This is a genomic window from Weissella viridescens, assembly GCF_014789145.1.
In the GTDB taxonomy this organism is placed as follows: Bacteria; Bacillota; Bacilli; order Lactobacillales; family Lactobacillaceae; genus Weissella; species Weissella viridescens.
Genome location: NZ_CP061835.1, coordinates 1,199,117 through 1,223,035, shown reverse-complemented (window position 1 = coordinate 1,223,035; position 23,919 = coordinate 1,199,117). Strand labels below are relative to the sequence as shown.

Sequence of the window (23,919 nt, the reverse complement as noted above, 5' to 3'; positions counted from 1 at the left end):
TAAATAGAATGCTATATTTTCTTTTCTAATATCATGTATACCAATTCTTTTTAATGACAAAATACATTTTTTCATCACATCTTTTTCTCATAATGCGATTGTAGCAGTTCTTATTTTATTTTTTGTGAATTATATTTATCAATTTGTATAAATTGAAAAAACAAAAAGAAAAATAAATATTAAATACAATTTATAGTGGCAGAAGGGGTGCTAAATGGTATAATATAAATTGGCCACGGATTGGGAAGTTAAATCAAGTGGCATTTTTTTATAAAAATAAAATAAATAGCATAATATGAGCAGAATGGGGAACAAAATGGAACATTCAAAACAACATTTTAAAATGTATAAGGCTAGAAAGCATTGGGTTTTTGCGGGAGTTTTCGCGTTTGCGTCAGCAATGGGAATGTCGGCAACGACATCTGATGCGTCGGCAGATGACTTGAACGAAACGGGATCAGAGAAGAAGGATGACAGTAAGGTTGGACCAACGAGTAATGTCGTGACCCTGAATGGGGAAGCAGTCGATCCAAGCGTCTTAAATCAAACCGCGCCAGTAGCGCCAGTGGATGAGTCAACGCCAAGTTTGGATACTTCAGCTACTGAAGAAAAGCAAACAGATGCAACCACCGATTCTGAGCAACCACAAGTGCCAGCTGAGAAGCCAGCGGAAGAGCCGCAACAACCAACAACAGACGATAAGGGTGATCAGTCAACTGATGTTACTGAGACCTCAAAGCCTGCTGAGCCAGAACAACAAGTAGAAACACCACAACCAGTTGCGCCTGAAACGAAGACTGAAGCACCTAAGACAACCACGCCACAAAAGAAGGTTGTTCAGAAGGCGGCGACTTCAAATAAGCCTGCTGGTAAAGGAACTCCGTCTGGACCTGCTGTCCGAGGTGGAATCTTTGGTAAAGATCATTATGGTTTTGATAGTGAGCCAGTTGACCAACGAATTAACTTGGATCAAAAATCATCAACAACTATCATGGGTAAAGCCTGGGTTGGTGAAGTGATTGGTTTAACAGGGTCAAAGCGTTATCAATGGTATAAGTATCAAAATGGTACTTGGGTTGCAATCAAGGGTGCAAATTCAGAAACCCTGGAGGTTAAGCCAGGTGCAGTTGGTACCGAATACTATCAATTACAAGCTGATTGGAAGCCAATTATTGGATCAGCCTACAATGAAGTGTGGTCTAATGTTGTCGCAATTCAAGCGTATACTGAAAACCCAGTGACCAAGGGTAAGATTACAAACATTCGTAAGGATTACATCAACGGTCAATTGACGGGGACTGATATTGGTAAACAGGCAGGGCAAAACGCTCAAGAAATTAAAGCGACTGGAATTGTTGTAAAGCCTAAGTTGGACAGTGTGCCAAGTAATGGTTTCAAGGGTAAGGTGACTTGGTCTTATGATGATGGCGGAAAAGGCTTAGTTACAAACTTTAATCCGACTACTGGTGAATTTACGGTTACCAATGACCGTGCCAAGGTTGGTTCAATTAAAATCACAGCAACAATGGATTTGGGTGCAGGATACAACAAGGTTGTGACCAGCGAAACGGTTAATGTGACCACTGGTGTTGAAGACCAAAAGGGTTACGAAGGTGATAAAATCACCATTCCATTAGTTGGATTTGATGAATCGATGACTAAAGAACCGATTGCCGGAACTGGAGGTCTCTGGGGTAAGAAGGGTACTGATGGATACTGGGTACAATGGTATGAAGGTGATCCAAATGATAAGTCAACTTGGAAGAAGGTTGGTGGACTCTTAAAGGATGGTGATTTGGCAAGTAAGTCGCTTGTTGTTGATGGTACGATGGAAAATAACAATAAGAATTACTTTGCACAATTGATTACCCGTGGAGGGACGGCCGATACCTTCTATCCAAATGAGACTGCTAATCAAGCTCAGCTTGATTCAGTATCATTCGTCACTGGGGCAAGTAAGATCACAGTGATGCCGTTGGCAGATGCGATTGAAGATGCGAAAGCCCAAATTGATAAGTTGCCTAACTTACAAATTCAGGAAAAAGATGATTTTAAATCAACTTTAGACCAAGCGACGAAGATTGATGACGTTCGTAATACTTTAAATGAAGCAAAGCAAAAAGACGCGGCTAACTTAAAAGCGGCCAAAGATGCGGCTAAAAAGGAATTACCAGCGCTAGAGTTGTTGACGCCTAAGCAACACAATGGTTATCAAGAGCGAATTGATGCTGCGGATACGATTGATGAAATTAATGGCATCTTAGACGAAGCGAAAGCATCACAAGCAGCTAAGGAAGCTTTGAACAAGCATAAACAAGAAATTAAGCAAAAGATTGCTGATATGGCAGGAATGACTGTTGATGGGGTAACTTATCCAGGTATTTCTGATTTGCAAAAGCAAAATTATGAAGATGCACTTGATGGCGCCGATTTAACGCACGAAATGTTGGATGCATATTTCGAACAAGTTAAGAAGCTAAATGATAAGCAAGCATTGTCGGCAGCCCAAGAGGGTGTTGGCCAATTATTGATTGAAATTGTACCAAAAGAAACTGATCGTAACGCATACAACGACCGTGTTAAAAATGCGACAACAGCCGATGACTTGGAACAAATTTTAGCGGATGCGCGTGATTCTGATACCAAGGCTGCTAAAAAAGATGCCACTGATGCAATCAACGCATTAGAAGATTTAACAGCTCAAGAAAAGAACGATTTCCTTGATCGCGTTAACAAATCAAATAGTGTTAAAGAAATTACAGGTATCTTGACTGAGGCTAAGGAAAAAGATGAAGCAAACCGTCAACAAAAGCTTTTAGATGAAACAAAAAATAAAGCTAAAGAAGCGATTGATGGTATGGCTGAGTTAGGTGATGAAGCTGCTGATTTCAAAAAGCGTGTTGATGCAGCGACTTCGATTGATGAAGTTAAGGCTATTGCGACTGAAGCTTCAAAACGTAACGCTGAATTAATTGTCCAAAAGCAATTAGAGGCAGCTAAAGAAGCTGGTAAGAATAGTGTTAACGAACTGGAATACCTTTCTGATGAAGAAAAGCAGGACTTCATTGCACAAATCGAAGCCGGAAAGACAATTGAAGAAGTTAATACGATTGTTAATAAAGCTAAGCAACTAGATGCTACGCACAAGGCTGAACGTGAAAAAGAATTCCAAGAGTTGAAGGATAAGGCTAACCAACAAATCGATGACTTGAAGGACTTGACTGATTTAGAGAACAAGGACTTTAAAGAAATGATCAATCAGTTGCTTGAACCGACTGATGAGAACTTGGCAGAATTGAAAAAAATTCTAAAAGATGCACAAATGCAAGACGAAATGAATCGTGTGCAAAAGCAACTTGATGCTGCTAAGGAAGAAGCCAAAAAGAAGATTGCAGATATGAACTATTTGACGAATAAGGATGAACTAAACCGTCAAATTGATGCTGCTGTTAATGGAGATGAGGTTTCTGAAATTTGGTCGAACGCGGTCATTGAAAATGAACGTTTGCGTCAAGAAAACGATCTGAAGAAATTGAAAGAAGAATCAATTAAGCAAATCGATGCATTAACGAACGTGAGCCAAGACGCTAAAGATGCTGCTAAGCAGATTGTACAAGACTCACTAGATGCCAAGACAATTAACGATCAAGTGATTGCGCTTAAGGATCTCGACACACAAATTGGTAACAAGAAAATTGAAGCAAACAAGACATTGAAAGACTTTAATGGTTTGCGTGATGCAGATGTTATTGAGTTCCAAGATCGAGTTAATGGCGCAACCTCTTTGCAAGAAATCGATGATATTTTGGCAGAAGCTAAGACAAAATCTGATGACAATGAGCTGCAACTTAAAAAGGAAGCAGCACTTGAAGAAATAAAGAATATGGGATTCCTTGATGAAAATTCAATCCCAGGCCGTCCGGGTCGTCCAAACGTTAAGAATGGTAAAGATTATTTCGCAAACAATGTTAACAATGCGAAAACGACCAAGGAAATTGAAGATGCTCTAAAGGCTGCACGTGATGCTGATAATGCCGAACATTATAGTCAACAAAGTTCAGTGCTTGAAGCGTTAAATGAGGCTAAGAATATTGGTGAGCATTTGGATATTTACCAAAAAATCATGGATATGATGAATGATGCCATCAATGCTACCCAGATGGACGCAATTTATGATGTCATTGATGCTAAAGAAGCTGAATTGTTGCAAAATGCTAAGGACTCAGCGAATGCTACGGTTGATAGTTTGACAAACCTTGACGACGCGACAAAGCAAAAAATCAAGCAACAAATTGCTGATGGTACATTAGGATCAAGCATTCTTGAAATTGCTGATTTGGCTAAGGCTCAAGATGCAGCACTTGGTGTTGTCGAAGGACTTCAAAATATTGATCAAGCAACAAAGAATAAAGCGAAGCAAGATATCATAAATGCAACGACCGAATTAAATGTTCAGGAAATTGCCGACGCTGCTAAGGCTCAAGATGCAGCTAACTTGAAGAAGAGTCAGACAGATGCTGAAGCAGCAGTAAATGCATTGCAACATTTGACGCTTGATGAAAAGAAGCGCTTTACCGATCAAATTGCTGATGCAACGAAGATTGTCGATGTTGACCAAATTGTGGCTGATGCTAAGGCTTTGGATACCTTGAAGGGACAAAAAGAGGTAGCGAAAGAAACAGTTGATGCGTTAGAAAATATCACACCAGAACGCAAGGCTGAAATCAATGCAACCATCGATGGGGCTAAGGATAAGGCGGCAATCGATCAACTTGTAACTGATGCACAAGCTGAAGATGCAAGAAATCTCGCAGATAGTCAAAAAGCGGGTAAGGAAGCAGTTGATGCTTTGCAAAATTTGGATGAAGTAACCAAGCAAGCGATTAAGGATCAAATTGATCAAGCGAAAAAGATTGTTGATGTTAATGCCTTGGTGGAAAATGCCAAGGACCAAGATGCTAAAACTTTGAAGCAAAATCAAGACCGAGCTAACGATGTTATCGGCCAATTGCCGAATTTGAGTGATGCACAGAAGCAAGAGTTCCAAAACCGTGTGAATGGTGCTACGACGATTGAAGATGTGAAGAAGATTCGTGAAGAAGCGGAAGCACTTGATAAGTTGCTTGGACAAAAGCAGGCTGCTAAGGAAGCAGTTGATGCCTTAGCAAATATCTCTGATGAACGTAAGCAAATCATTAAGGAAGCAATTGATAAGGCGCAAGATGAAGCAACTATCAATAAGTTAGTAGAAGATGCTAAGGCGGAAGACCAAGCTAACTTGGTTACTCGTCAAGATAACGGATCAGCTATTGTAGATGCTTTGCCAAATATTTCCGACTCACGTAAGCAAAACATCAAAGAGGCGATTAAAAATGCAACGAAGATTGTTGACGTTGATAAGTTAGTTTCGGATGCGCAAACTGAGGATGCAGAAAACTTGAAGCGTGCGCAAACAAACGGTAAGCAAACGGTTGGCGATTTGGATAAGTTGGATGATTCTCGTAAGAAGGGCTTCCAAGATCGTATCGATGCAGCAGCAACGATTGATGAAGTTGATGCGATTGTCAAAGAAGCGATTGCGGCTAATGTTTTGCAACGTCAAAAGGATGCTGCTAAAGAAATTGTCGAGAAGCTGCCAAACTTGCGTGAGGAAACGCGCGATTCTGCTTTGCAAGGAATTGATGATGCTTTGACGAAGGAACAAATCGACAAGTTAGTAGAAGATGCTAAGCTTGAAGATCAAACTGAGTTGAAGAAACACCAAGAAATTGCTAAGGATCGTGTTGAAAACTTCCCAAATTTGGATGATGCTCGTAAGCAAGAAATCAAGGATGCTATTGATGCATCTGATAATATTGCTGAAATCGACCAAATTGTGGCAGATGCGAAAGCTGAAGACTCAGGTAATTTGGAAGATGCCATTAATGCGGGTAAGGGAACAGTTGATAAGTTGCCAAGCCTTAAGGATGACGTCAAGCAACAACTGAAAGACAAGCTTGATGCAGCTGAAACGGTCCAAGAAGTTAAAGATATTCTTGACGATGCGAAGGCCCAAGATATCTTACAAGGTCAAAAAGATGCAGCTAAGCCTCAAATCGATGATTTGAAGAATCTTGATGATAAGACCAAGCAAGATATTAGCGATGCCATTGATGCCGCGACTGACAAGGAAACGATTGATCAAATCATTGCTGATGCAAAAAAGAATGATCAAGCTGTCTTAGATGCCCGTAAGGAAACATCTAAGGATATTATTGATGGCTTGAAGAATCTTGATGATGTAACCAAACAAGAGATTCTTGATAAGATTAAGGACGCAGATAACCTAGTTGATGTTGACAAGCTTGTTGATGACGCAAAAATTTCTGATGCGAATAAGTTAAAGGAACTTCAAGATAAGGCCAAGGAAGCGGTTGATAAGCTACCTAACTTGACGCCGGAAGAAAAAGCTGGCTTTGATAAGCAAATCGATGATGCTGTTTCAGGGGATGAACTTGATCGCATTGTTGATGCAGCGAACAAGCAAGCTGACAAGAACTTAGAAGATGCTAAAGAAGCTGCCAAGGAAGAAGTTAAGCAAAATCCAAACTTGAGTGATGAAGAAAAGGATGCAATTAACACTGGCATTGACGAAGCAACTACGGTTGACGAAGTCAAGAACAAGGTTGATGAAGCGAACAAGCAAGGCGACAAGAACTTGCAAGATGCTAAAGACGCCGCCAAGGAAGAAGTTAAGCAAAATCCAAACTTGAGTGATGAAGAAAAGGATGCGATTAACACTGGCATTGATGAATCAAAGACGCTTGATGAAGTCGATTCAAAGGTTGATGAAGCCAATAAGCAAGGCGACAAGAACTTAGAAGATGCTAAGGAAGAAGCCAAGGAAGAAGTTAAGCAAAATCCAAACTTGAGCGATGAAGAAAAGGATGCGATTAACACTGGCATTGATGAATCAAAGACGCTTGATGAAGTCGATTCAAAGGTTGATGAAGCGAACAAGCAAGGCGATCAGAACTTAGAAGACGCTAAGGAAGAAGCTAAGAAGGAAGTCGATGCCAACGAGAACTTGTCTAAGGAAGAAAAGGACGAGATCAAGAAGGAAATCGACGATGCGAAAACAACTGATGAAGTTGAAAACAAGGTTGACGAAGCAAATAAGCAAGGCGATCAGAACTTAGAAGACGCTAAGGAAGAAGCTAAGAAGGAAGTTGATGCCAACGAGAACTTGTCTAAGGAAGAAAAGGACGAGATCAAGAAGGAAATCGACGATGCGAAAACAACTGATGAAGTTGAAAACAAGGTTGACGAAGCAAATAAGCAAGGCGACAAGAACTTAGAAGATGCTAAAGACGCCGCCAAGGAAGAAGTTAAGCAAAATCCAAACTTGAGTGATGAAGAAAAGGATGCGATTAACACTGGCATTGACGAATCAAAGACGCTTGATGAAGTCGATTCAAAGGTTGATGAAGCGAACAAGCAAGGCGATCAGAACTTAGAAGACGCTAAGGAAGAAGCTAAGAAGGAAGTCGATACCAACGAGAACTTGTCTAAGGAAGAAAAGGACGAGATCAAGAAGGAAATCGACGATGCGAAAACAACTGATGAAGTTGAAAACAAGGTTGACGAAGCAAATAAGCAAGGCGATCAGAACTTAGAAGACGCTAAGGAAGAAGCTAAGAAGGAAGTTGATGCCAACGAGAACTTGTCTAAGGAAGAAAAGGACGAGATCAAGAAGGAAATCGACGATGCGAAAACAACTGATGAAGTTGAAAACAAGGTTGACGAAGCCAATAAGCAAGGCGACAAGAACTTAGAAGATGCTAAGGAAGAAGCCAAGAAGGAAATCGATGCCAACGAGAACTTGTCTAAGGAAGAAAAGGACGAGATCAAGAAGGAAATCGACGAGGCGAAGACAACTGATGAAGTTGAAAACAAGGTTGACGAAGCAAATAAGCAAGGCGATCAGAACTTAGAAGACGCTAAGGAAGAAGCTAAGAAGGAAGTCGATGCCAACGAGAACTTGTCTAAGGAAGAAAAGGAAGAAATCAAGAAGGAAATCGATGACAAGACTTCAACGGATGACGTTGAAAAGGAAGTTGACGATGCCAACAAGCAAGGTGACAAGAACTTAGAAGACGCTAAGGACGAAGCTAAGCAAGAAATTGATAAGAATCCTAACTTAAGCGATAAAGAAAAGGAAGAAATCAAGAAGGAAATCGATGACAAGACTTCAACGGATGACGTTGAAAAGGAAGTTGACGATGCCAACAAACAAGGCGACAAGAACTTAGAAGACGCTAAGGACGAAGCTAAGCAAGAAATTGATAAGAATCCTAACTTAAGCGATAAAGAAAAGGAAGAAATCAAGAAGGAAATCGATGACAAGACTTCAACGGATGACGTTGAAAAGGAAGTTGACGATGCCAACAAGCAAGGCGACAAGAACTTAGAAGACGCTAAGGACGAAGCTAAGCAAGAAATTGATAAGAATCCTAACTTAAGCGATAAAGAAAAGGATGAAATCAAGAAAGAAATCGATGACGCAAAGACAACGGATGAGGTAGACAAGAAGGTTGAAGAAATTAAGCCTATTGATCCAACTGACCCAACAGATCCAAAGGAGCCAGTCGAACCTACTGATCCAAAGAAGCCGGTCAATCCAGATGGCTCAAACGATGACTTGAATCCAAAGAAACCGGTGGCACCAAAGAACCCAGCGGATTCAAAGGAGACAGCTAATCCGACGACACCAAAGGATGATTTGGCTGAAGCTAAGCGCAAGGTTAAGGATCAACTTGAGCAATTGGTTGGTCTTGATAACCAAACCAAGGATGCGTTAATGAAGCAAATTGATGCTGCAAACTCAAATGAAGAAATTTATGCGATTTTGAATCAAGCTCGCAAAGCGCTACCGAATACGGGTGTTGCATCGTCACACCTATTGGAAGCCTTTGGTATGCTGATGCTTTCATTAGGATTGTTTATGCCGTTCCGTCGTAAGAAGAATGGAAAATAAACATAGATTGATCTAAAAAAGAGGCGTTACCCCGTAATGGGGTAACGCCTCTTTTGTTTTAATTAGTTATCAAAAAGTTGGAGGTACTTACCGTAACCTTCTGCTTCCATATCTGCCTTAGGCACGAAACGAAGTGCAGCTGAATTAATACAGTAACGTAAGCCACCTTGATCGGTTGGACCATCATCGAAAACATGTCCAAGATGGGAATCAGCATTTTTTGAACGGACTTCAGTGCGTTCGCGTAGTAGCTTATAGTCAGCTTCTTCTACTAAATTATGATCATCAATTGGTCGTGTGAATGAAGGCCAGCCACATCCAGCATCATACTTATCAGTTGAACTGAATAGTGGTGTTCCATCGACGACGTCAACGAAAATACCATCATCCCACCAGTCGTCATATTTACCACTAAATGGGCGTTCGGTGGCGGCGTTTTGTGTGACGGCGTATTCTTCATCTGTTAGACGTTCTTTAAGTTCTGCTTGTGTCTCTTTGTTATTTTCAGTCATTAGGTTAACCTCCCTCGGTTATTAGTATATAGTTTAACGCTTTTACTAATAAAAAGAAAGTGATTTATGATAAAATACTAATGTGTTTTTTGTATGTGTGCTAACAAAGCGGTACCCGCTAGTGCAGCCACCACAACACCAACGGTACCCAGAGTTGAGATGGCGATATGCGTTGCTGTATCAGGTGTTTTAACGTTAACTTCAATTAAATTATTTGACATAAATGCTCCTTTTGATGGTAATTATTAATCTGAAAAATCAATAATTTCAGAAAAATTATCGCGGTAGTTTCTTGTTAGCTCCGCATATGGACTGTTAATGAAGATGGTGAATACATTATGTGTAGCGCCTTGGGTGAATAATTTACGTAACACATTTTCTTTATCAGCTGACCAAGAGGTGCTTTCAAAATCATCAATGACAATAAGATTGACGTCAGAGTGGTTTTGCGTAAAGTTTTGTTGCATGGTTTGGTCTAAGTCATTTAAAAAAGTGCTTGCTTGAATGGGTTGTAGGTCTTTGAATAGCGTTGTTTGATTATTGAAATCAGTGACCTGTAGATAGGGAGTTGCATCATTTTCTTCATAAATCCAAATGTTACCAGAGATGTCATTGGCGTAGGTCGACTGCCAATCCTGAATTTTTTGTCGCACAGCCTGTACCATTTGGCCTTGATCACCATTCGTAATGAGGGTGTGATGTAACGGTTTAGGGTGAGTGGGGTTCTCCATAGTCATTAACCTTCTTAAATGTTATTTTTTTATCATTATAGTCCAATCTAATTCTAAAGAAAACCGCGTGAATACAAGTTAAATGATGAGGTCATAGCTGAGTAAAATAGTACTATGGGCGCATAAAAGAGAAGCGGTGAGGTTGTTAATGGAAGTAGACGATGAGTGAAACCGCCTTTAGAACTTAACTTGGTAGCGCTTGGTAGTAGACAAATAGAGTGCGTAAGGACCATACCAGTGGTAAGAGAGATCCTTTCCATACATATTTGTTTTTCGCTTGATATTATAATATGTCACATTTTTTCGATATTTAAAATATGCCATATGGACATGCAATAATTAAAACATATAAAATATATTTATGCGGTTTAATTATTTTCGTTGTGAGGTGTAATTTTAAATGCTTAGGAAAGGTTTATTGATAATAATTGGCTTGGTTTTTATTTTGGGTTCATATCTTCTTTTTTATAATTCAAATAGTGCTTATTTAGTACAGACTGCCGAACAGCAATATAACTTTGAGGATAAATTTAAGGTAATTAATATACCTGATTTCATTGATAGTGATGATAAATATAAAGAAGTTTTGTCTGTTTTAAATGATGCTAGTAAAGAAGTTAATATTAATTATATGAAGGTTCAACTTCTTTCGGGGTATCAAATTGATAAAGCTGGTTTTTATAATTATGGTCTTCCTAGGACAGAGTTGAACTATCAAGTGCATACTGTAAAACCTAGCAATATTTGGATCCTTTTTCAACAACCTACTAAAAAAGGAGGCTCTAAATATGTTAACGATTTGCCTCTAAAGGGATATTCTTCAGGTATTAGTCCGATTGACAATGATATTTCTTATAACGGACGGCAAGGTGATTTTTATATTGAGACAGACAGTAAGGACGATTATGATAAGTTTATTGAGGCGTTAGCTTTGAGATATAATCGTGAATTTCATAAAAATTATACGCTTTCGTCATTTCAAAAAAGTAAAGATTATCAAAAAGCCAATTTACAAATTGAGTTTCTTGATTTAACTGATTTACAATTTGCGTTGTTTGGATTACTTTCAATTTTTGTTTTGTTGTATGTATTGTTAAGTAGTAAATATATTGGTAGTTATAAGTTGGAGGGGTTATCTAACTTAATGATGACTCGAGAATTGTTTAGAGCTGTTTTTTTGTTTATGTTGATCATTACAGGTTTTGTAATTACTTATTTACTAGTATTTGAACATTGGCATATACAGTTAATGGCGTATATAGTATTGGGTTCTATTATAGTTATTTTGATTTTAACAGCTTTAGGTGCCGTCTTCTCCTTAAATTATCTTTCTTTAAATAGTCAGTTAAAAAACAAAAATTATTTATCATGGTCATTTTATATTGTATATATTATTAAAGCGATTATCTTAATAATGGTATTTAGTAATCTTGTTCCAATTTTTCAGCTTGTATCAACTGAGGCGCAACCCAGAGTTTTTACTAGTTATAAAAATAAAAAGATAGGTTCAGAATACGGGATAATAGGGCCAAAAGTAGTCGGTTATGACAATGACAATGAAGTTGGAAAATTAATTTCATTGGAACAGTTGGATGATTTGATGTATGAAAAATTAAATCGCCGAGGGGCATTATTATTTGATGGTGGTGATTTTGAAGCTGATAAAGTATACACCGATAGAAAAGATCATGACTATCAAAAATTTAATATCGTTAATCCGAATTATTTAAAAAGATTCCCAATTAAGGATGTAGATAACAGGACGATTAAAGTTAATGATGATGAATCAACTTTAGTATTACTTATGCCTAAAAATAAGAACAGTGAACTTACTGCTTTAAAGAAGTATATTTCAGATACGGAGTTACAAATTACAGGGAAGCAACCGGTTTTAAAAGTAATATCTGTACCAGCAAATCGCACCTATTTTGACTTAAGTATGGGTGATGTTAGAGAGATGCAGCCTATGGTAGTATCTACGACAAATAATAGTTCATATGTATGCAGAAATATTATGAATGGACAAGAAAACCGAGATGCATTAAAAATGCCTATTGATATTAGTGAAAGAGAAACTTATAAGTCAATTTTTAAAGATCTAGAAGATAGTAATTATGAGGACAATTATGCACAGATTGTTAAATTAAATAATCTGGATACGGATAATCTTAAAAATGGCCTTGGGAATATAAAAAAGACGGTTGTTTCACTAATGGTCACAATAGTCTTTATATTATTGATAACTGTCTATTTAGTTGTGCTTTATTTCAGGAGCAACGATAAGGAAATATATTATAAATACATGTCGGGATACAGTGATCTACGCATAATTTCTAAATTAATGTTATTGATTATTATGCAATACGTTATTTTATTAATAATGTTATTGGCAAAAGAAGATTTTGATGGTGTTTCATTGGTTGGGCTATTTATGCTATTTTGTTTTGAATTGCTGTGTGTTCTTGTGTCAGCTGTTGTAATTAAACATAAAGTGCTAAAGGAGAATAAGTAATGTTTTCAAACATTGGCAATATAACAGTTGAAAATTTGAATAAAAAATTTGGTAAACATCAAGTTTTAGAAAAATTAAACTTAGTGATTACCAAAGGGGAGATGACTACTATATTTGGGCCGAGCGGGGCGGGGAAAAGTACACTTTTAAACATAATTGGATTAGTGGAAAGCGCTGATTCCGGAGTCGTGAAAGTCTTTGGTAAAGAAATTCCAAATGTTAACAGCAGGGAAGCTACTGGATGGAGAAGAAATAAACTCGATTATTTATTTCAAAATTTCGGTCTGATAGATGATAAGACAGTTAAAGCTAATTTAGATATTAGTTTAGTTTATAAGAAACTTGGGAAAAAAGATAAATTAAATCAGCAAATTAAAGCACTTCAAGATGTTGGATTGGATGTGAATTATCTGAAAATGAAAGTACATGATTTATCTGGTGGCGAACAACAGCGTATTGCGATTGCTAAGACAATATTAAAAGATGCAGATGTTATTTTAGCCGATGAGCCGACAGGATCTTTGGACGAAGAAAATAAGAAACGAATCGCAGAATTATTGGTTGATTTAAAAAACAAAGGTAAAACAGTAGTGATCGTGTCACATGATAGATATTTTGAAAGTATAAGCGACAAATGTGTATATATAAAATGAAATAATACGTTAATTCGAACATATTTTTTTTTAAGAGATAGTCTTGTCTTGTGTCCTGTGGAGCCTACTGCAACATCAGTGACAATAGCCCTCTGAAGTGGAATATCAATGTTTATATTTTCTTTCTTTACTGACTCTATTTTTGCCTTTATGATGATTAGTCAAGGATTAGCGCCAAAACGTCATGGGGTACAGAGGAGCATCTAATTCTAAAGAAAACCGCTTAAATTCAAGTAGAATTTAAGCGGTTTTTGTTTAAATAGTAGCAAGGGCTTGGTTGGCAAGCTGATGGGCCCCTTGATTTTGTTTTTCAGGAAGCCATTCTAAAATGACATTACGATATTGGTCCAATTGCTGATTGATGTCAGTGACCTCCGCCATAAAGTGTTTTGCATAGCCTTTGGTTAAGCTATCGATGACAATTTTTGAATCCGAATGGAGCATTAAGGTATCGTTTTGATTAGCTAAAGGAGCGACACAAGCGAGCGCGAAGCGGGCTGCGGCGAATTCAGCAGCGTGATTCGACATCGTTGATAAAGTGGTTTTAAACGGGGTTTGTGAATGGTTGGCAATAATGATGGCGCCAGCGGCACTGGGACCGTTTTGTCCGCGAGTGGCCGCGTCAAAATAAATATGATAGATCATTTTTAATGGCTGGTATCGTTGGTCGTGACTTTCGATTTTGGAGTCGCTGCAGGTGTGATATCTTGTGTTTGATTGTATGCGTAGTTAATGCCACCACCAACTAAAATTAAAATAACACCAAGCCAACCCAAAGCTTTCATGATAATGGATTGTTTCATATGATCATGGTGTGTAAAGAGAATGTTGATAAGCCATACTAGGAGCGCAATCCATCCCAAGATTGTGACTCCCATCCCAATTATTTCAAGTTTCATAACATTTCCCATCCCGTTAATTGTATATTTATTATACCAGTATAATGAATGAGTATGGCAGAAATAGAGATGAATGATTACAAGAATGTTTCAATTAGTCTTGAATGCAGGAGAATTAACGAATCTAACAGCTATAACAATTAATCAAGTGATTACATGTTATACTTATTATCGAGATAGAGATTGAGGAGAAGATTATGCGTGGTTATTATCAAGTTTCAGGATTGGCAGGATACGTGCTATGGACCTGGTTATTAATGATTCCAGTCTTTGGAACGATTATGTGGTTGGAAGTTACGACTTTTAATACAATTTCAGCAGCAAGTTATCTGATATTCTTTGGCTTGGTAGCGCTTATTTTCGGCCGTCAACGCGTGGAATTAACTGATGACAGTATCCGTTTTAAGCCTGCTTTTGGCATTCACTCAGATCGGATTCCGTTAGAAAAACTACAATATGTGCAATTTACAAAAAGAACGGTTTTATTTGTTTATGATGGTGAATCGTATGCCTATTGGCTATCGCCAAGTATTCATGCCGCGCTACAATCAAAATTAGCTAAGATAGCAAACACACAAAAGGAAGATTATGACACAAGAGCAATTAACGATTAATGAAGAAACCGGGCGCCTCGATAAGGTCGTTGCGGATGCCTTTGACGCATATACTCGGACCCAAATTGGTGGGTTTATCAATGATGGTGCGTTAAAAGTAAATGATGTTGTCAAAAAGGCCAATTATAAAGTTAAACCAGGCGATGTCATAACGTTTGATGTACCTGAACCCGTGGAACTTAAGGCCGAAGCTGAAGATATCCCACTAGATATCGTGTATGAAGATGATGACCTATTAGTTGTAAACAAGCCCCAGGGCATGGTGGTTCATCCTGCTTTGGGTCATGCAAATGGTACTTTAGTGAACGCATTAATGTATCACACGCAATTATCATCAATTAATGGTGTCATCCGACCTGGAATTGTTCACCGTATTGATAAAGATACCTCTGGACTTTTGATGGTTGCCAAGAATGATAATGCGCATGAGGCTTTGACGGAACAACTCAAAGAAAAGAAAAGTCTGCGTCAATACTATGCCTTGGTTCACGGGGAATTTAAAGAAAATCAAGGAACGATTAATGCGCCGCTGGGACGATCGAAAACGGATCGAAAGAAGCAGGGTGTCGTTGCTGGTGGACGAGACGCAGTGACCCATTTTGAAGTTGTTAAACGTTACGTTGGCTACACATTGTTGCGAGTTACCTTGGAAACTGGACGAACACATCAAATTCGTGTGCACATGGATTATATTAATCACCCCGTAGCCGGAGACCCTCTTTATGGACCAGCAAAAACATTACCAGGTAATGGACAATACTTACATGCAGCAACTTTAGGTCTTACACAACCAACAACGGGTGAAGAAATGACTTTTGAAGCGCCTTTGCCTACTTACTTCACTGATATGTTAGCAACGCTAGACCCGTACCATGAAGACGATAAATAATGAAAAATTGACGTATCTGTGTTAAGATAGGGGCGTATCGTCTTAAAAGCATCCAGTGAGGTGCAAGAGGATAACGCACATGTCAAAAGAGCCTGATGAACTAGCGTTATTCACATTTATAAGTGGATAGCGCTTTTTTAATACAACTAGGAGTATGAACGTTATGACGAAAGAAATTGTAGATGCAATGGCCATGCAACGGGCATTGACACGAATTACGTACGAAATTATTGAAAAGAATAAAGGAATCAATAATCTTGTGATTGTTGGTATCAAAACGCGTGGCGTCTTTATTGGAAAGCATATTGCTGAGCGTTTACAGCAGTTAGAAAGTGCTGAAATACCAGTTGGAGAACTTGATATTTCGTCATATCGTGATGATCAAGCTGAAACAATTGCTAAACAACCGTTGGACGTTAATATTGATGGGAAACGCGTGATTTTAGTCGATGATGTTCTTTATACAGGACGGACAATTCGTGCAGCTTTAGATGCCTTGATGGATAATGGGCGTCCTGCCGTTGTTAATTTAGCTGTGTTAGTTGATCGTGGACATCGTGAACTCCCTATTCGAGCTGATTTTGTCGGAAAGAACATTCCAACGTCAGCAATGGAACGGATTCAAGTAAACGTTGAAGAAGTCGACGGGCGTGACTCTGTTGAAATTGAATAATAAATGAGTTGAATTTGACAAGGAAACTCACAGCATTTAGCTGAGGAGGTCCGAGGTAAAGTGATGGCAAAACGATATTTAATATTAGAAGATGGTTCCGTTTATGAAGGGGTAGCTTTTGGGGCCCCTGCAACGACATTTGGTGAAATCTTTTTTCACACTGCAATGACCGGATACCAAGAGATTATGACCAATCCAATTTATCACAATCAAATTGTCGTGTTCACGATGCCAACGATTGGGGCGGCGGGAATTAATCATCGTGCAGATGAGGCAATTGGCCCAATGGTTAAGGGGGTTGTTGTACGTGAAGTAGCGGAAGTGTCAACGAACCGGCTGCAATCAATGAGTTTGCACGAATTTTTGCTACGACACAATGTCCCTGGCATTTCACAAGTGGATACCCGAGCCTTAACACGACATTTACGTGAAACAGGGAGTCAAAAGGCATCAATTGTGGACTATCCCGATGATCACGCGTTTGATCAATTAAGGGCGCTTGTGTTAACAAATCAAGAGGTACAACAAACATCCACACCGCGAGCTTATGTAAATCCAGGTCGTGGTGCAAATATTGTTGTGATTGATTTTGGTTTAAAAAATGGTATTTTGCGTATGTTAAATGACTATGATGCCAATGTGACGGTATTGCCATATACCGCGACTTTAGAAGAAGTGCTCAATTTGGACCCCGATGGGATTGTATTGTCATCCGGTCCAGGAAATCCCCACGATATCCCAGACGAAATGTTGACGCTGATTCAAACTTTGCAACAAAAAGTTCCGTTGCTGGGGATTGGGTTGGGTCATGAATTGTTCGCCTTAGCAAATGGGGTTCAGGTAGAACCAATGCGCATTGAACACCATGGCATGAATCATCCGATTCGAGAACAAATTACCAATCAAATTATGTATGCAACACAAGCCCAAGGGTATCAAATTGTGAAGAGTACGATTAAAGGTACCGATGTATTCGTGACCCATGTTGATTTAACGGACGGTTCAATTCAAGGACTTCGTCATCGGAATTATCCTGCATTTAGTGTACAATTCTTTCCGGATACAGCACCGGGGCCAGTAGAAGCTACGCAGCCATTTGATGATTTCATGGACATGGTGACTGTACGTCGAGGAGGATAGATATGGCAGAAAAGATTTTGTTAATAGGTGGTTCTGCTAATGGGTTCGGACGTGAGACAGAATCTGATTCAGCAAGTTACCAAATGGTCTCAGCGTTATTGAAACGAGGCTGTGAAGTCTTTTTAATTGATGATAATCCAGATAGTTTCACTGCAAGTCGGACGGACGTGCATGTCGAGGTTTTGGATTTAAATGCTGAAAACTTGGTTAAAGTCATTATTGCCAACGGCATTACAGGTATTGTACCAACGGTTGGTGGAACAACTGCCATTCGGTTAGCTTTTGAGGTACAACAAATTCTAGGGGATCAGGGACCAAAAGTATATGGCCTATCAACGCCAGTCCTAAAGGCCACGCAAAATACCAAATATCTGCAAGAACGTCTTCAACAATGGCACTTGCCTGCGGTGCAGACGCGATTAGCTAGTACACCGGGCGAAGTTTTTGATGCAGCGCGTGAGCTAGAATTCCCTGTGGTTGTGCGTTCGATTGCGCCACAAGGTCAAGCGTTGCGTATGCAGGCTGAAGATGCTGAGGAATTAGATCAAATCGCTGAAGATGCATTAGCACGTTCTTTGACGCATCAAGTTAATGTAGATAAAAGTATCCGTGGATATAAGGAAATTGCCTTGATTGTCATGCGTGATTTCCGAGATACGAATGTGTTAATAGGTGGCATAGAAGATATGGATCCAGTTGGGATTCACTCCGCTGATTCGATTGCGATTACGCCAATTCAGACATTAGCAGATCCAGTTGTTCAGACCTTGCGGCATACAGCATTTAAGATTGCCCGTGGTTTTGACATTAAAGGGTTATTACAAGTCCGCTTTGCGGTCAATCCGGAGGATGATTCTTATGTTGTGACGCGATTAGTGCCATACTATGATCGAAAAGTTTCATTGATTGAAGGAGCGACCGGTTACCCAATGGTTCCGGTAATGACGGGGTTAATGCTGGGCGATCGGTTGGAAAAGGTACATATTCCAAGTAGTTATGCCGAACATACTGCAATGTTGGAACCGACGATGGATCACGTTGTTATGCGGTTTCCGGTGTTTACATTTGGTGAACTCGAACTGGGTGGTATCGAAACGAATCGTCGTTTAGATACGATTCAAAAGTCTGTTGGGGCCACGATTGGAGTGGGCCGTAGTTTAGAGGAAGCTTTGGAAAAGGCTTTGCGAGCGGCGCACTTCAGTAATCGGAGTTTTTCACCAGATTTGATGGGTGAATTAACGGATAGTCAAGTGATTGCGCAACTGATTCACCCACAAGATAACCGTATTTTATTGCTATTAGAAGCCATTCGCCGTGGCTATACAGTTGATGAATTAGCTGAATTAACGCACATTGATGCCTTTTTCTTCTATAAATTACAAAAGATTATGCAGTTGGAAATTGACGTGCAAGAACATCCTTGGGATATTGAACTTATGAAAAAGGCGAAGTACTATGGCCTTTCAGATGGGTTGATTGCTAAATTATGGTCTTCTGTTTACGATAGTGTGCGGCGTTATCGTTGGGATAACAATGTGTTGCCAACGTATAAAGCGTTTGAACCCTCTGCAGGTGAGTTCCAAGAATCAGTTTCACAATTCTATTCAACGTTTGAAACTGAGAATGAAAGTGAACGCTTAGGGCAAAATACTGTGTTGATTATTGGTACAGGGGCTTTCCGCCTTGGTGATGGAGCAGCTGCTTCATACGTGATGGCCATGGTCAGCGATGAGTATAAGCGCCAAGGCTATGAGACTGTGTTGATGAACAATAACCCACATGATTTGACATTTATTCCGCAACTAAGCGACAAGCAATACTTTGAACCTCTTGAAATTTCGGACATCATGAACGTAGTGGAGGTTGAACAGCCAACGCGTATCGTCGTGCCAGGAAATCGGATTAAGTTAATTAATAGTCTTAAGGCAGCTGGGTTAAAGGTTGATGTGATTGCGCGTGAAAAGTATTTAGAATCAACGTTGACTGATCCAAAGGAAGAGATTTTAATTAATTATTTCTTTGACGGGGCGGAATTACATCCGATTGTGCTTAGTCATCAGACGAATCGCCAAGTCAATATTGAAACAGCAGAGCAGGTTGTGCTACGTGATTTAGACGTACCTGAGATGCCGTTTGCTGAACCCGGACTTTATCAATTTGTGGTACCAAAGATGCCAGCGCCGGGGATGAAGTTGCAAGGAGAAATGCGTCCAATGCCGTTCACACATGTGGCATTTTTGGATAAAATTTCGCATGTGGATTGGCTACGCATACTCGTCCGGTTTATTCTAAACACTTCTACGCCAGATGATGAAGCTTTACTTGATCGGTTGCCCGAATTTGATTGGCCGTACGAACGCGCTGTACTCCATTATCAAGATGCTGAATTTAAAGAACATATGAACATTCAAGTGCCATTGGATAATGGGCAATTTGCAATGGGTGTGACGTATGAGGTTGAATAAGCTAAGCTTGAGTTAGGAATTTATGTTACACTAGATAATATTTAAAAAATAGAAAGAGGCCCATGCATATGTGGAAAAAAGTATTAGGCGTAGGCGTTGTCCTTATTGCCGGAATCGGATTAGCTGTCTGGGGAGCCGGACCTAAGAGTGTTGCGACAAGTGATGATGGAAACGTCACCCAATCTAAATACTATAAAGAGTTGAAGCAAACACCAACTGGTCAACAAACATTAGCCAATATGATTGTGAACCAAGTACTGGACAAGAAGTACGGTAAAGAAGTTTCTAATAAGGATGTTACCAAGAAGTACAATGAAACCCGTGATCAAATGGGAAGTCAATTCGAACAACAATTGTCTGCTTCTGGAATGACGCCTCAAACTTATCGTGATTCTGTAAAGTTGGAACTTTTGGAACGCCAAGCAGTAAAGGCCCACACAAACTTTTCAAACGCTGGTTTGAAGAAGATTTATAAGGAATACCAACCAAAGACCAGTGCTTCTGTTATCTTGATGGGTAGCAAGAGTGATGCCGAAAAGATTGTTAAAGAATTGAATGATGGGCAAGACTTTACTGAACTAGCCAAGAAGTATTCAGGGGATTCTACAAGCAAGAAGAACGGTGGAAAGTTGGATGATTTTGATTCAACAAGTACAAAGGTCGATCCTAACGTCAAAAAGGCAGCGTTCAAGCTTAAGGATGGTGAGTACACGAAGACGCCAGTTCAAACTTCAACGAACTCAGGTTATTACATTGTTAAGCGCAATACGCAAGAAAAGAAGCCTTCATTTGATAAGATGAAGGGTGATTTAAAGAATATCAAGGTTAATGAAGTAATGTCTGACCAAGATGAAGTTAATGCAATTGTTGGTAAGGAACTTGGTAAGGCAAATGTCGATATCAAGGACCCTGACATGAAGAATGTGCTTTCAAAGTATACTGAGGCAGCTGCTGCACAAGCTGCAAAAGAAAACAAAAAGTAAACATTTACTGAAAAGTCGCACCTTGCGGCTTTTTTTGTTCGCTTTTTTCAAACGTAATCAGACTATGTATTGCTTATGTTCGTGAAAATACGGTATAATACTAAGTGAAGAGTTTTTAATTCGTGTTTAAAAAAAGGAGCTAACTTATCTATGCTTGATCGTTATACACGCCCTGAGATGGCAAAAGTCTGGTCAACCGAAAACCAATACCAAACTTGGTTGGATGTTGAAATTGCGGTAACTGCTGGTTGGGTCGCTGAAGGACATGTGCCCCAGGCTGATTTAGATGCAATTCGTAAAAATGCGACTTTTGATCCTGAACGTATTGCGGAAATTGAAAAGGAAACGAAGCATGATGTCGTTGCCTTCACGCGTAATGTTTCTGAATCTTTGGGTGATGAACGTAAGTGGATTCACTATGGTCTCACTTCAACCGACGTGGTTGATACCGCTCAAGCATTACGAATTCGCGAAGCAAATGAAATCATTATGCAGGATTTGATTGAATATCGTGACGAATTGGCTAAGTTGGCCCGTAAATATAAGAATACCGTGATGATGGGACGTACGCATGGCGTTCACGCTGAGCCAACGACTTTCGGTTTGGTTTTGGCACGTTTCTATCAAGCGGCTGTTCGTGACATTGCGCGTTTTGAACGTGTGTCAAAGGAAATGGCTACTGGAAAGCTATCAGGAGCCGTCGGAACTTTTGCGAATGTGCCACCGCGTGTTGAAGAGTATGCCATGAAGGAACTTGGGTTAACCCCACAACCAATTGGCTCACAAGTTCTACCGCGTGACTTGCATGCTGACTATATCTCAACCATCGCTGTGATTGGAACAACTTTGGAAGAGTTGGCGACTGAAATTCGTGGATTACAACGTTCAGAAATTCATGAAGTAGAAGAAGGCTTTAAGGGTGGTCAAAAGGGATCATCTGCGATGCCACACAAGCGTAACCCTATCGGTTCAGAAAATGTCGTTGGATTGTCACGCGTATTACGTGGCTATTCAGTAACAGCGATGGAAGATGTTGCTTTATGGCACGAACGTGATATCTCACATTCAAGTGCAGAACGGATTATTCTACCTGATGCAACTGCAACACTTGATTATATGATTCATCGTTTGACGGGGATTTTGGAAAACTTGCAAGTCTTCCCTGAAACGATGAAACAAAACATGACACGTACGTATGGTTTGATTTATTCACAACGCTTGTTGTTGAAGTTGGTTGACAGTGGTTTGTCACGTGAAGAAGCCTACGATACTGTTCAACCATTGACGGCACGCTCATGGGATGAACAAATTCAATTCCGTGATTTAGTTGATGCGGATCCAACCATTAATGCGCAACTCTCAAAGCAAGAGATTGATGATGCCTTTGATTATCACTGGCACTTGAAGCATGTTGATGATATCTTTGACCGCCTAGGGTTAAACGATAAATAAAGAAAAAGCACTAGTCGTCGACTAGTGCTTTTTTATTAGTCCGATTTAAATGTTATGTTGTGGCAAAAAAAAGCGGGTTCCACATAAGCGATAAATTGAAATATGGTAAAATAGGAGTTAGAGAAAAAACATCTTTTAATAAATTCTAGAGAATGGTGGTAGAGCCCCGTGTTAAATACAAAGAAATATGATTATTTGGTAGTGGGTGCAGGTCCATACGGTGCCATTTTTGCTCATGAAGCCGCAAAGTTAGGTAAGCGGGTGTTAGTGATTGAGAAACGTGAACATGTCGGTGGTAATATGTACACGCATGTGGAACATGGGGTTACAGTACATGATTATGGTGCTCACATTTTCCATACGGATAATCAAGAAATTTGGGACTATGTGCAACAATTTGCAACATTTAATGGTTTCCAAAATCAGGTCATGGCAAATTACGAAGGTGAAATGTACAACTTACCGTTTAATATGAATACGTTTTATGAAATGTGGGGCACTAAAACCCCTGCGGAGGCGCAAGCTAAGATTGCTGAGCAACGCGAAGCAGCTTTGGGAAAGTTGGGCAATCGGGCACCACGCAATCTTGAAGAACAAGCCATTTCATTGATTGGAACTGATATCTATCAGAAATTGGTAAAGGGGTATACGGAAAAACAATGGGGTCGTAAAGCTACCGACTTGCCCGCCTTTATTATTAAGCGTCTACCAGTTCGTTTTATTTATAATAATAATTATTTCAATCATCGTTACCAAGGTATTCCAATTGGTGGCTATACACAAATATTTGATCAATTATTGGATAATCCGCTGATTGATGTCCAAACGGGCGTTGATTTCTTTAATGATCGTGATGCCTATCTCGCAGAATTCCCACGCATTATTTATACGGGGATGATTGATAAGTTCTTTGACTATCAATACGGTGAATTAGGTTATCGGTCACTGAAGTTTGAAAAAGAGGTGCTAAACACAGATAATTACCAAGGAAATGCGGTGATTAACTATACTGATGCAAAGACCCCGTATACACGAGTCATGGAGTGGAAACACTTTGACGGTGCTTCAGACGAAGGTGTCTCGGTGGTAACACGTGAGTATCCACAAACATGGGATCGCGATAAAGAAGCGTACTATCCTATCAATGATGAAACCAATATGGCGATTTATAAGCAGTATGCTGCTTTGGCGCGTCAACATCAAAATCAAGTCGTGTTCGGTGGACGTTTGGGACAATATCGTTATTATGATATGGACCAAGTATTCCATGCCGCGTTAACATTAGTTCGACAAGAATTTAATTTACCTACAGATTATGTCTTCACTGAAAAAAAGGGGTAATACGAATGATGTAAGCGCATTCTCAGATGTGTTATACTT

At 39.5% G+C, this 23,919-nt stretch carries 16 protein-coding genes; 11 read left to right on the top strand and 5 right to left on the bottom strand.

Annotated features, from left to right (window positions below):
- Nucleotides 1–316 precede the first annotated feature (316 nt).
- The gene (locus IE337_RS06035) at nucleotides 317–9,016 is read left to right on the top strand and encodes a KxYKxGKxW signal peptide domain-containing protein (RefSeq protein ID WP_191136169.1); all 8,700 of its coding nucleotides are present in this window, start codon (nucleotides 317–319) and stop codon (nucleotides 9,014–9,016) included.
- Between the two features lie 62 nt (nucleotides 9,017–9,078).
- On the opposite strand, the gene msrB is transcribed toward IE337_RS06035, so the two are convergent.
- From msrB to IE337_RS06020, 3 genes are all read right to left on the bottom strand, one after another.
- Nucleotides 9,079–9,528, bottom strand: coding sequence for a peptide-methionine (R)-S-oxide reductase MsrB (msrB, locus tag IE337_RS06030; protein ID WP_057744493.1), 450 nt, complete (start codon nucleotides 9,526–9,528; stop codon nucleotides 9,079–9,081).
- Nucleotides 9,529–9,605: 77 nt separating this feature from the next.
- Nucleotides 9,606–9,749 carry a hypothetical protein gene (locus IE337_RS06025; protein WP_156405008.1) on the bottom strand — a complete coding sequence of 48 codons (144 nt, stop codon included), beginning with the start codon at nucleotides 9,747–9,749 and terminating at the stop codon, nucleotides 9,606–9,608.
- Nucleotides 9,750–9,773: 24 nt separating this feature from the next.
- Nucleotides 9,774–10,259 (bottom strand): hypothetical protein, encoded by a 486-nt coding sequence (locus IE337_RS06020; protein WP_191136168.1) that lies wholly within the window; start codon nucleotides 10,257–10,259, stop codon nucleotides 9,774–9,776.
- Between the two features lie 400 nt (nucleotides 10,260–10,659).
- Between IE337_RS06020 and IE337_RS06015 the strand changes: the two genes are divergently transcribed.
- On the top strand, nucleotides 10,660–12,771 hold the full coding sequence (locus tag IE337_RS06015; protein WP_191136167.1) for a hypothetical protein: 2,112 nt from the start codon (nucleotides 10,660–10,662) through the stop codon (nucleotides 12,769–12,771).
- Entirely contained in the window at nucleotides 12,771–13,424 is a 654-nt protein-coding gene (locus IE337_RS06010) for a putative bacteriocin export ABC transporter (RefSeq protein ID WP_191136166.1), read from the top strand. The genes IE337_RS06015 and IE337_RS06010 overlap by 1 nt, the downstream gene beginning before the upstream one ends.
- Nucleotides 13,425–13,679: 255 nt before the next feature.
- Here the strand turns inward: IE337_RS06010 and IE337_RS06005 are convergent, their stop codons facing one another.
- Both IE337_RS06005 and IE337_RS06000 read right to left on the bottom strand, forming a co-directional pair.
- Nucleotides 13,680–14,069: a reverse transcriptase-like protein gene (locus IE337_RS06005; RefSeq protein ID WP_243185582.1), complete on the bottom strand. Its 390-nt coding sequence runs from the start codon at nucleotides 14,067–14,069 to the stop codon at nucleotides 13,680–13,682.
- A 2-nt stretch (nucleotides 14,070–14,071) separates the two neighbouring features.
- The gene (locus IE337_RS06000; RefSeq protein ID WP_057744481.1) at nucleotides 14,072–14,323 is read right to left on the bottom strand and encodes a hypothetical protein; all 252 of its coding nucleotides are present in this window, start codon (nucleotides 14,321–14,323) and stop codon (nucleotides 14,072–14,074) included.
- Nucleotides 14,324–14,520: 197 nt separating this feature from the next.
- Here IE337_RS06000 and IE337_RS05995 point away from each other — a divergent pair, with 197 nt between their 5' ends.
- The 8 genes from IE337_RS05995 to glf all read left to right on the top strand — a co-directional run bounded on the left by IE337_RS05995 (nucleotide 14,521) and on the right by glf (nucleotide 23,880).
- Nucleotides 14,521–14,937 carry an EbsA family protein gene (locus tag IE337_RS05995; RefSeq protein WP_191136165.1) on the top strand — a complete coding sequence of 139 codons (417 nt, stop codon included), beginning with the start codon at nucleotides 14,521–14,523 and terminating at the stop codon, nucleotides 14,935–14,937.
- Entirely contained in the window at nucleotides 14,912–15,826 is a 915-nt protein-coding gene (locus IE337_RS05990) for an RluA family pseudouridine synthase (protein ID WP_191136164.1), read from the top strand. Before IE337_RS05995 ends, IE337_RS05990 begins: the two co-directional genes overlap by 26 nt.
- Nucleotides 15,827–15,989: 163 nt before the next feature.
- Nucleotides 15,990–16,499 (top strand): bifunctional pyr operon transcriptional regulator/uracil phosphoribosyltransferase PyrR, encoded by a 510-nt coding sequence (gene pyrR, locus IE337_RS05985; RefSeq protein WP_057744473.1) that lies wholly within the window; start codon nucleotides 15,990–15,992, stop codon nucleotides 16,497–16,499.
- 63 nt (nucleotides 16,500–16,562) lie between these two features.
- Entirely contained in the window at nucleotides 16,563–17,639 is a 1,077-nt protein-coding gene (locus IE337_RS05980) for a carbamoyl phosphate synthase small subunit (protein WP_057744471.1), read from the top strand.
- A gap of 2 nt (nucleotides 17,640–17,641) precedes the next feature.
- Nucleotides 17,642–20,104 (top strand): carbamoyl phosphate synthase preATP-grasp domain-containing protein, encoded by a 2,463-nt coding sequence (locus IE337_RS05975; RefSeq protein ID WP_191136163.1) that lies wholly within the window; start codon nucleotides 17,642–17,644, stop codon nucleotides 20,102–20,104.
- 68 nt (nucleotides 20,105–20,172) lie between these two features.
- Nucleotides 20,173–21,087 (top strand): peptidylprolyl isomerase, encoded by a 915-nt coding sequence (locus IE337_RS05970; protein WP_191136162.1) that lies wholly within the window; start codon nucleotides 20,173–20,175, stop codon nucleotides 21,085–21,087.
- Between the two features lie 150 nt (nucleotides 21,088–21,237).
- Nucleotides 21,238–22,539 (top strand): adenylosuccinate lyase, encoded by a 1,302-nt coding sequence (gene purB, locus IE337_RS05965; protein ID WP_191136161.1) that lies wholly within the window; start codon nucleotides 21,238–21,240, stop codon nucleotides 22,537–22,539.
- 168 nt (nucleotides 22,540–22,707) lie between these two features.
- Nucleotides 22,708–23,880: a UDP-galactopyranose mutase gene (glf, locus tag IE337_RS05960; protein WP_191136160.1), complete on the top strand. Its 1,173-nt coding sequence runs from the start codon at nucleotides 22,708–22,710 to the stop codon at nucleotides 23,878–23,880.
- The last annotated feature ends 39 nt before the right edge of the window (nucleotides 23,881–23,919 follow it).

Excerpts from the sequence above, each read along its gene's own strand:
- pyrR (WP_057744473.1), top strand. The coding sequence starts at position 15,990 with ATGACGAAAGAAATTGTAGATGCAATGGCCATGCAACGGGCATTGACA.
- IE337_RS06025 (WP_156405008.1), bottom strand. The coding sequence starts at position 9,749 with ATGTCAAATAATTTAATTGAAGTTAACGTTAAAACACCTGATACAGCA.
- IE337_RS06010 (WP_191136166.1), top strand. The coding sequence starts at position 12,771 with ATGTTTTCAAACATTGGCAATATAACAGTTGAAAATTTGAATAAAAAA.
- IE337_RS06035 (WP_191136169.1), top strand. The coding sequence starts at position 317 with ATGGAACATTCAAAACAACATTTTAAAATGTATAAGGCTAGAAAGCAT.
- IE337_RS05975 (WP_191136163.1), top strand. The coding sequence starts at position 17,642 with ATGGCAGAAAAGATTTTGTTAATAGGTGGTTCTGCTAATGGGTTCGGA.
- IE337_RS06000 (WP_057744481.1), bottom strand. The coding sequence starts at position 14,323 with ATGAAACTTGAAATAATTGGGATGGGAGTCACAATCTTGGGATGGATT.
- IE337_RS06015 (WP_191136167.1), top strand. The coding sequence starts at position 10,660 with ATGCTTAGGAAAGGTTTATTGATAATAATTGGCTTGGTTTTTATTTTG.
- purB (WP_191136161.1), top strand. The coding sequence starts at position 21,238 with ATGCTTGATCGTTATACACGCCCTGAGATGGCAAAAGTCTGGTCAACC.
- IE337_RS05970 (WP_191136162.1), top strand. The coding sequence starts at position 20,173 with ATGTGGAAAAAAGTATTAGGCGTAGGCGTTGTCCTTATTGCCGGAATC.
- IE337_RS05980 (WP_057744471.1), top strand. The coding sequence starts at position 16,563 with ATGGCAAAACGATATTTAATATTAGAAGATGGTTCCGTTTATGAAGGG.
- IE337_RS05995 (WP_191136165.1), top strand. The coding sequence starts at position 14,521 with ATGCGTGGTTATTATCAAGTTTCAGGATTGGCAGGATACGTGCTATGG.
- IE337_RS06020 (WP_191136168.1), bottom strand. The coding sequence starts at position 10,259 with ATGGAGAACCCCACTCACCCTAAACCGTTACATCACACCCTCATTACG.
- IE337_RS06005 (WP_243185582.1), bottom strand. The coding sequence starts at position 14,069 with ATGATCTATCATATTTATTTTGACGCGGCCACTCGCGGACAAAACGGT.
- IE337_RS05990 (WP_191136164.1), top strand. The coding sequence starts at position 14,912 with ATGACACAAGAGCAATTAACGATTAATGAAGAAACCGGGCGCCTCGAT.
- msrB (WP_057744493.1), bottom strand. The coding sequence starts at position 9,528 with ATGACTGAAAATAACAAAGAGACACAAGCAGAACTTAAAGAACGTCTA.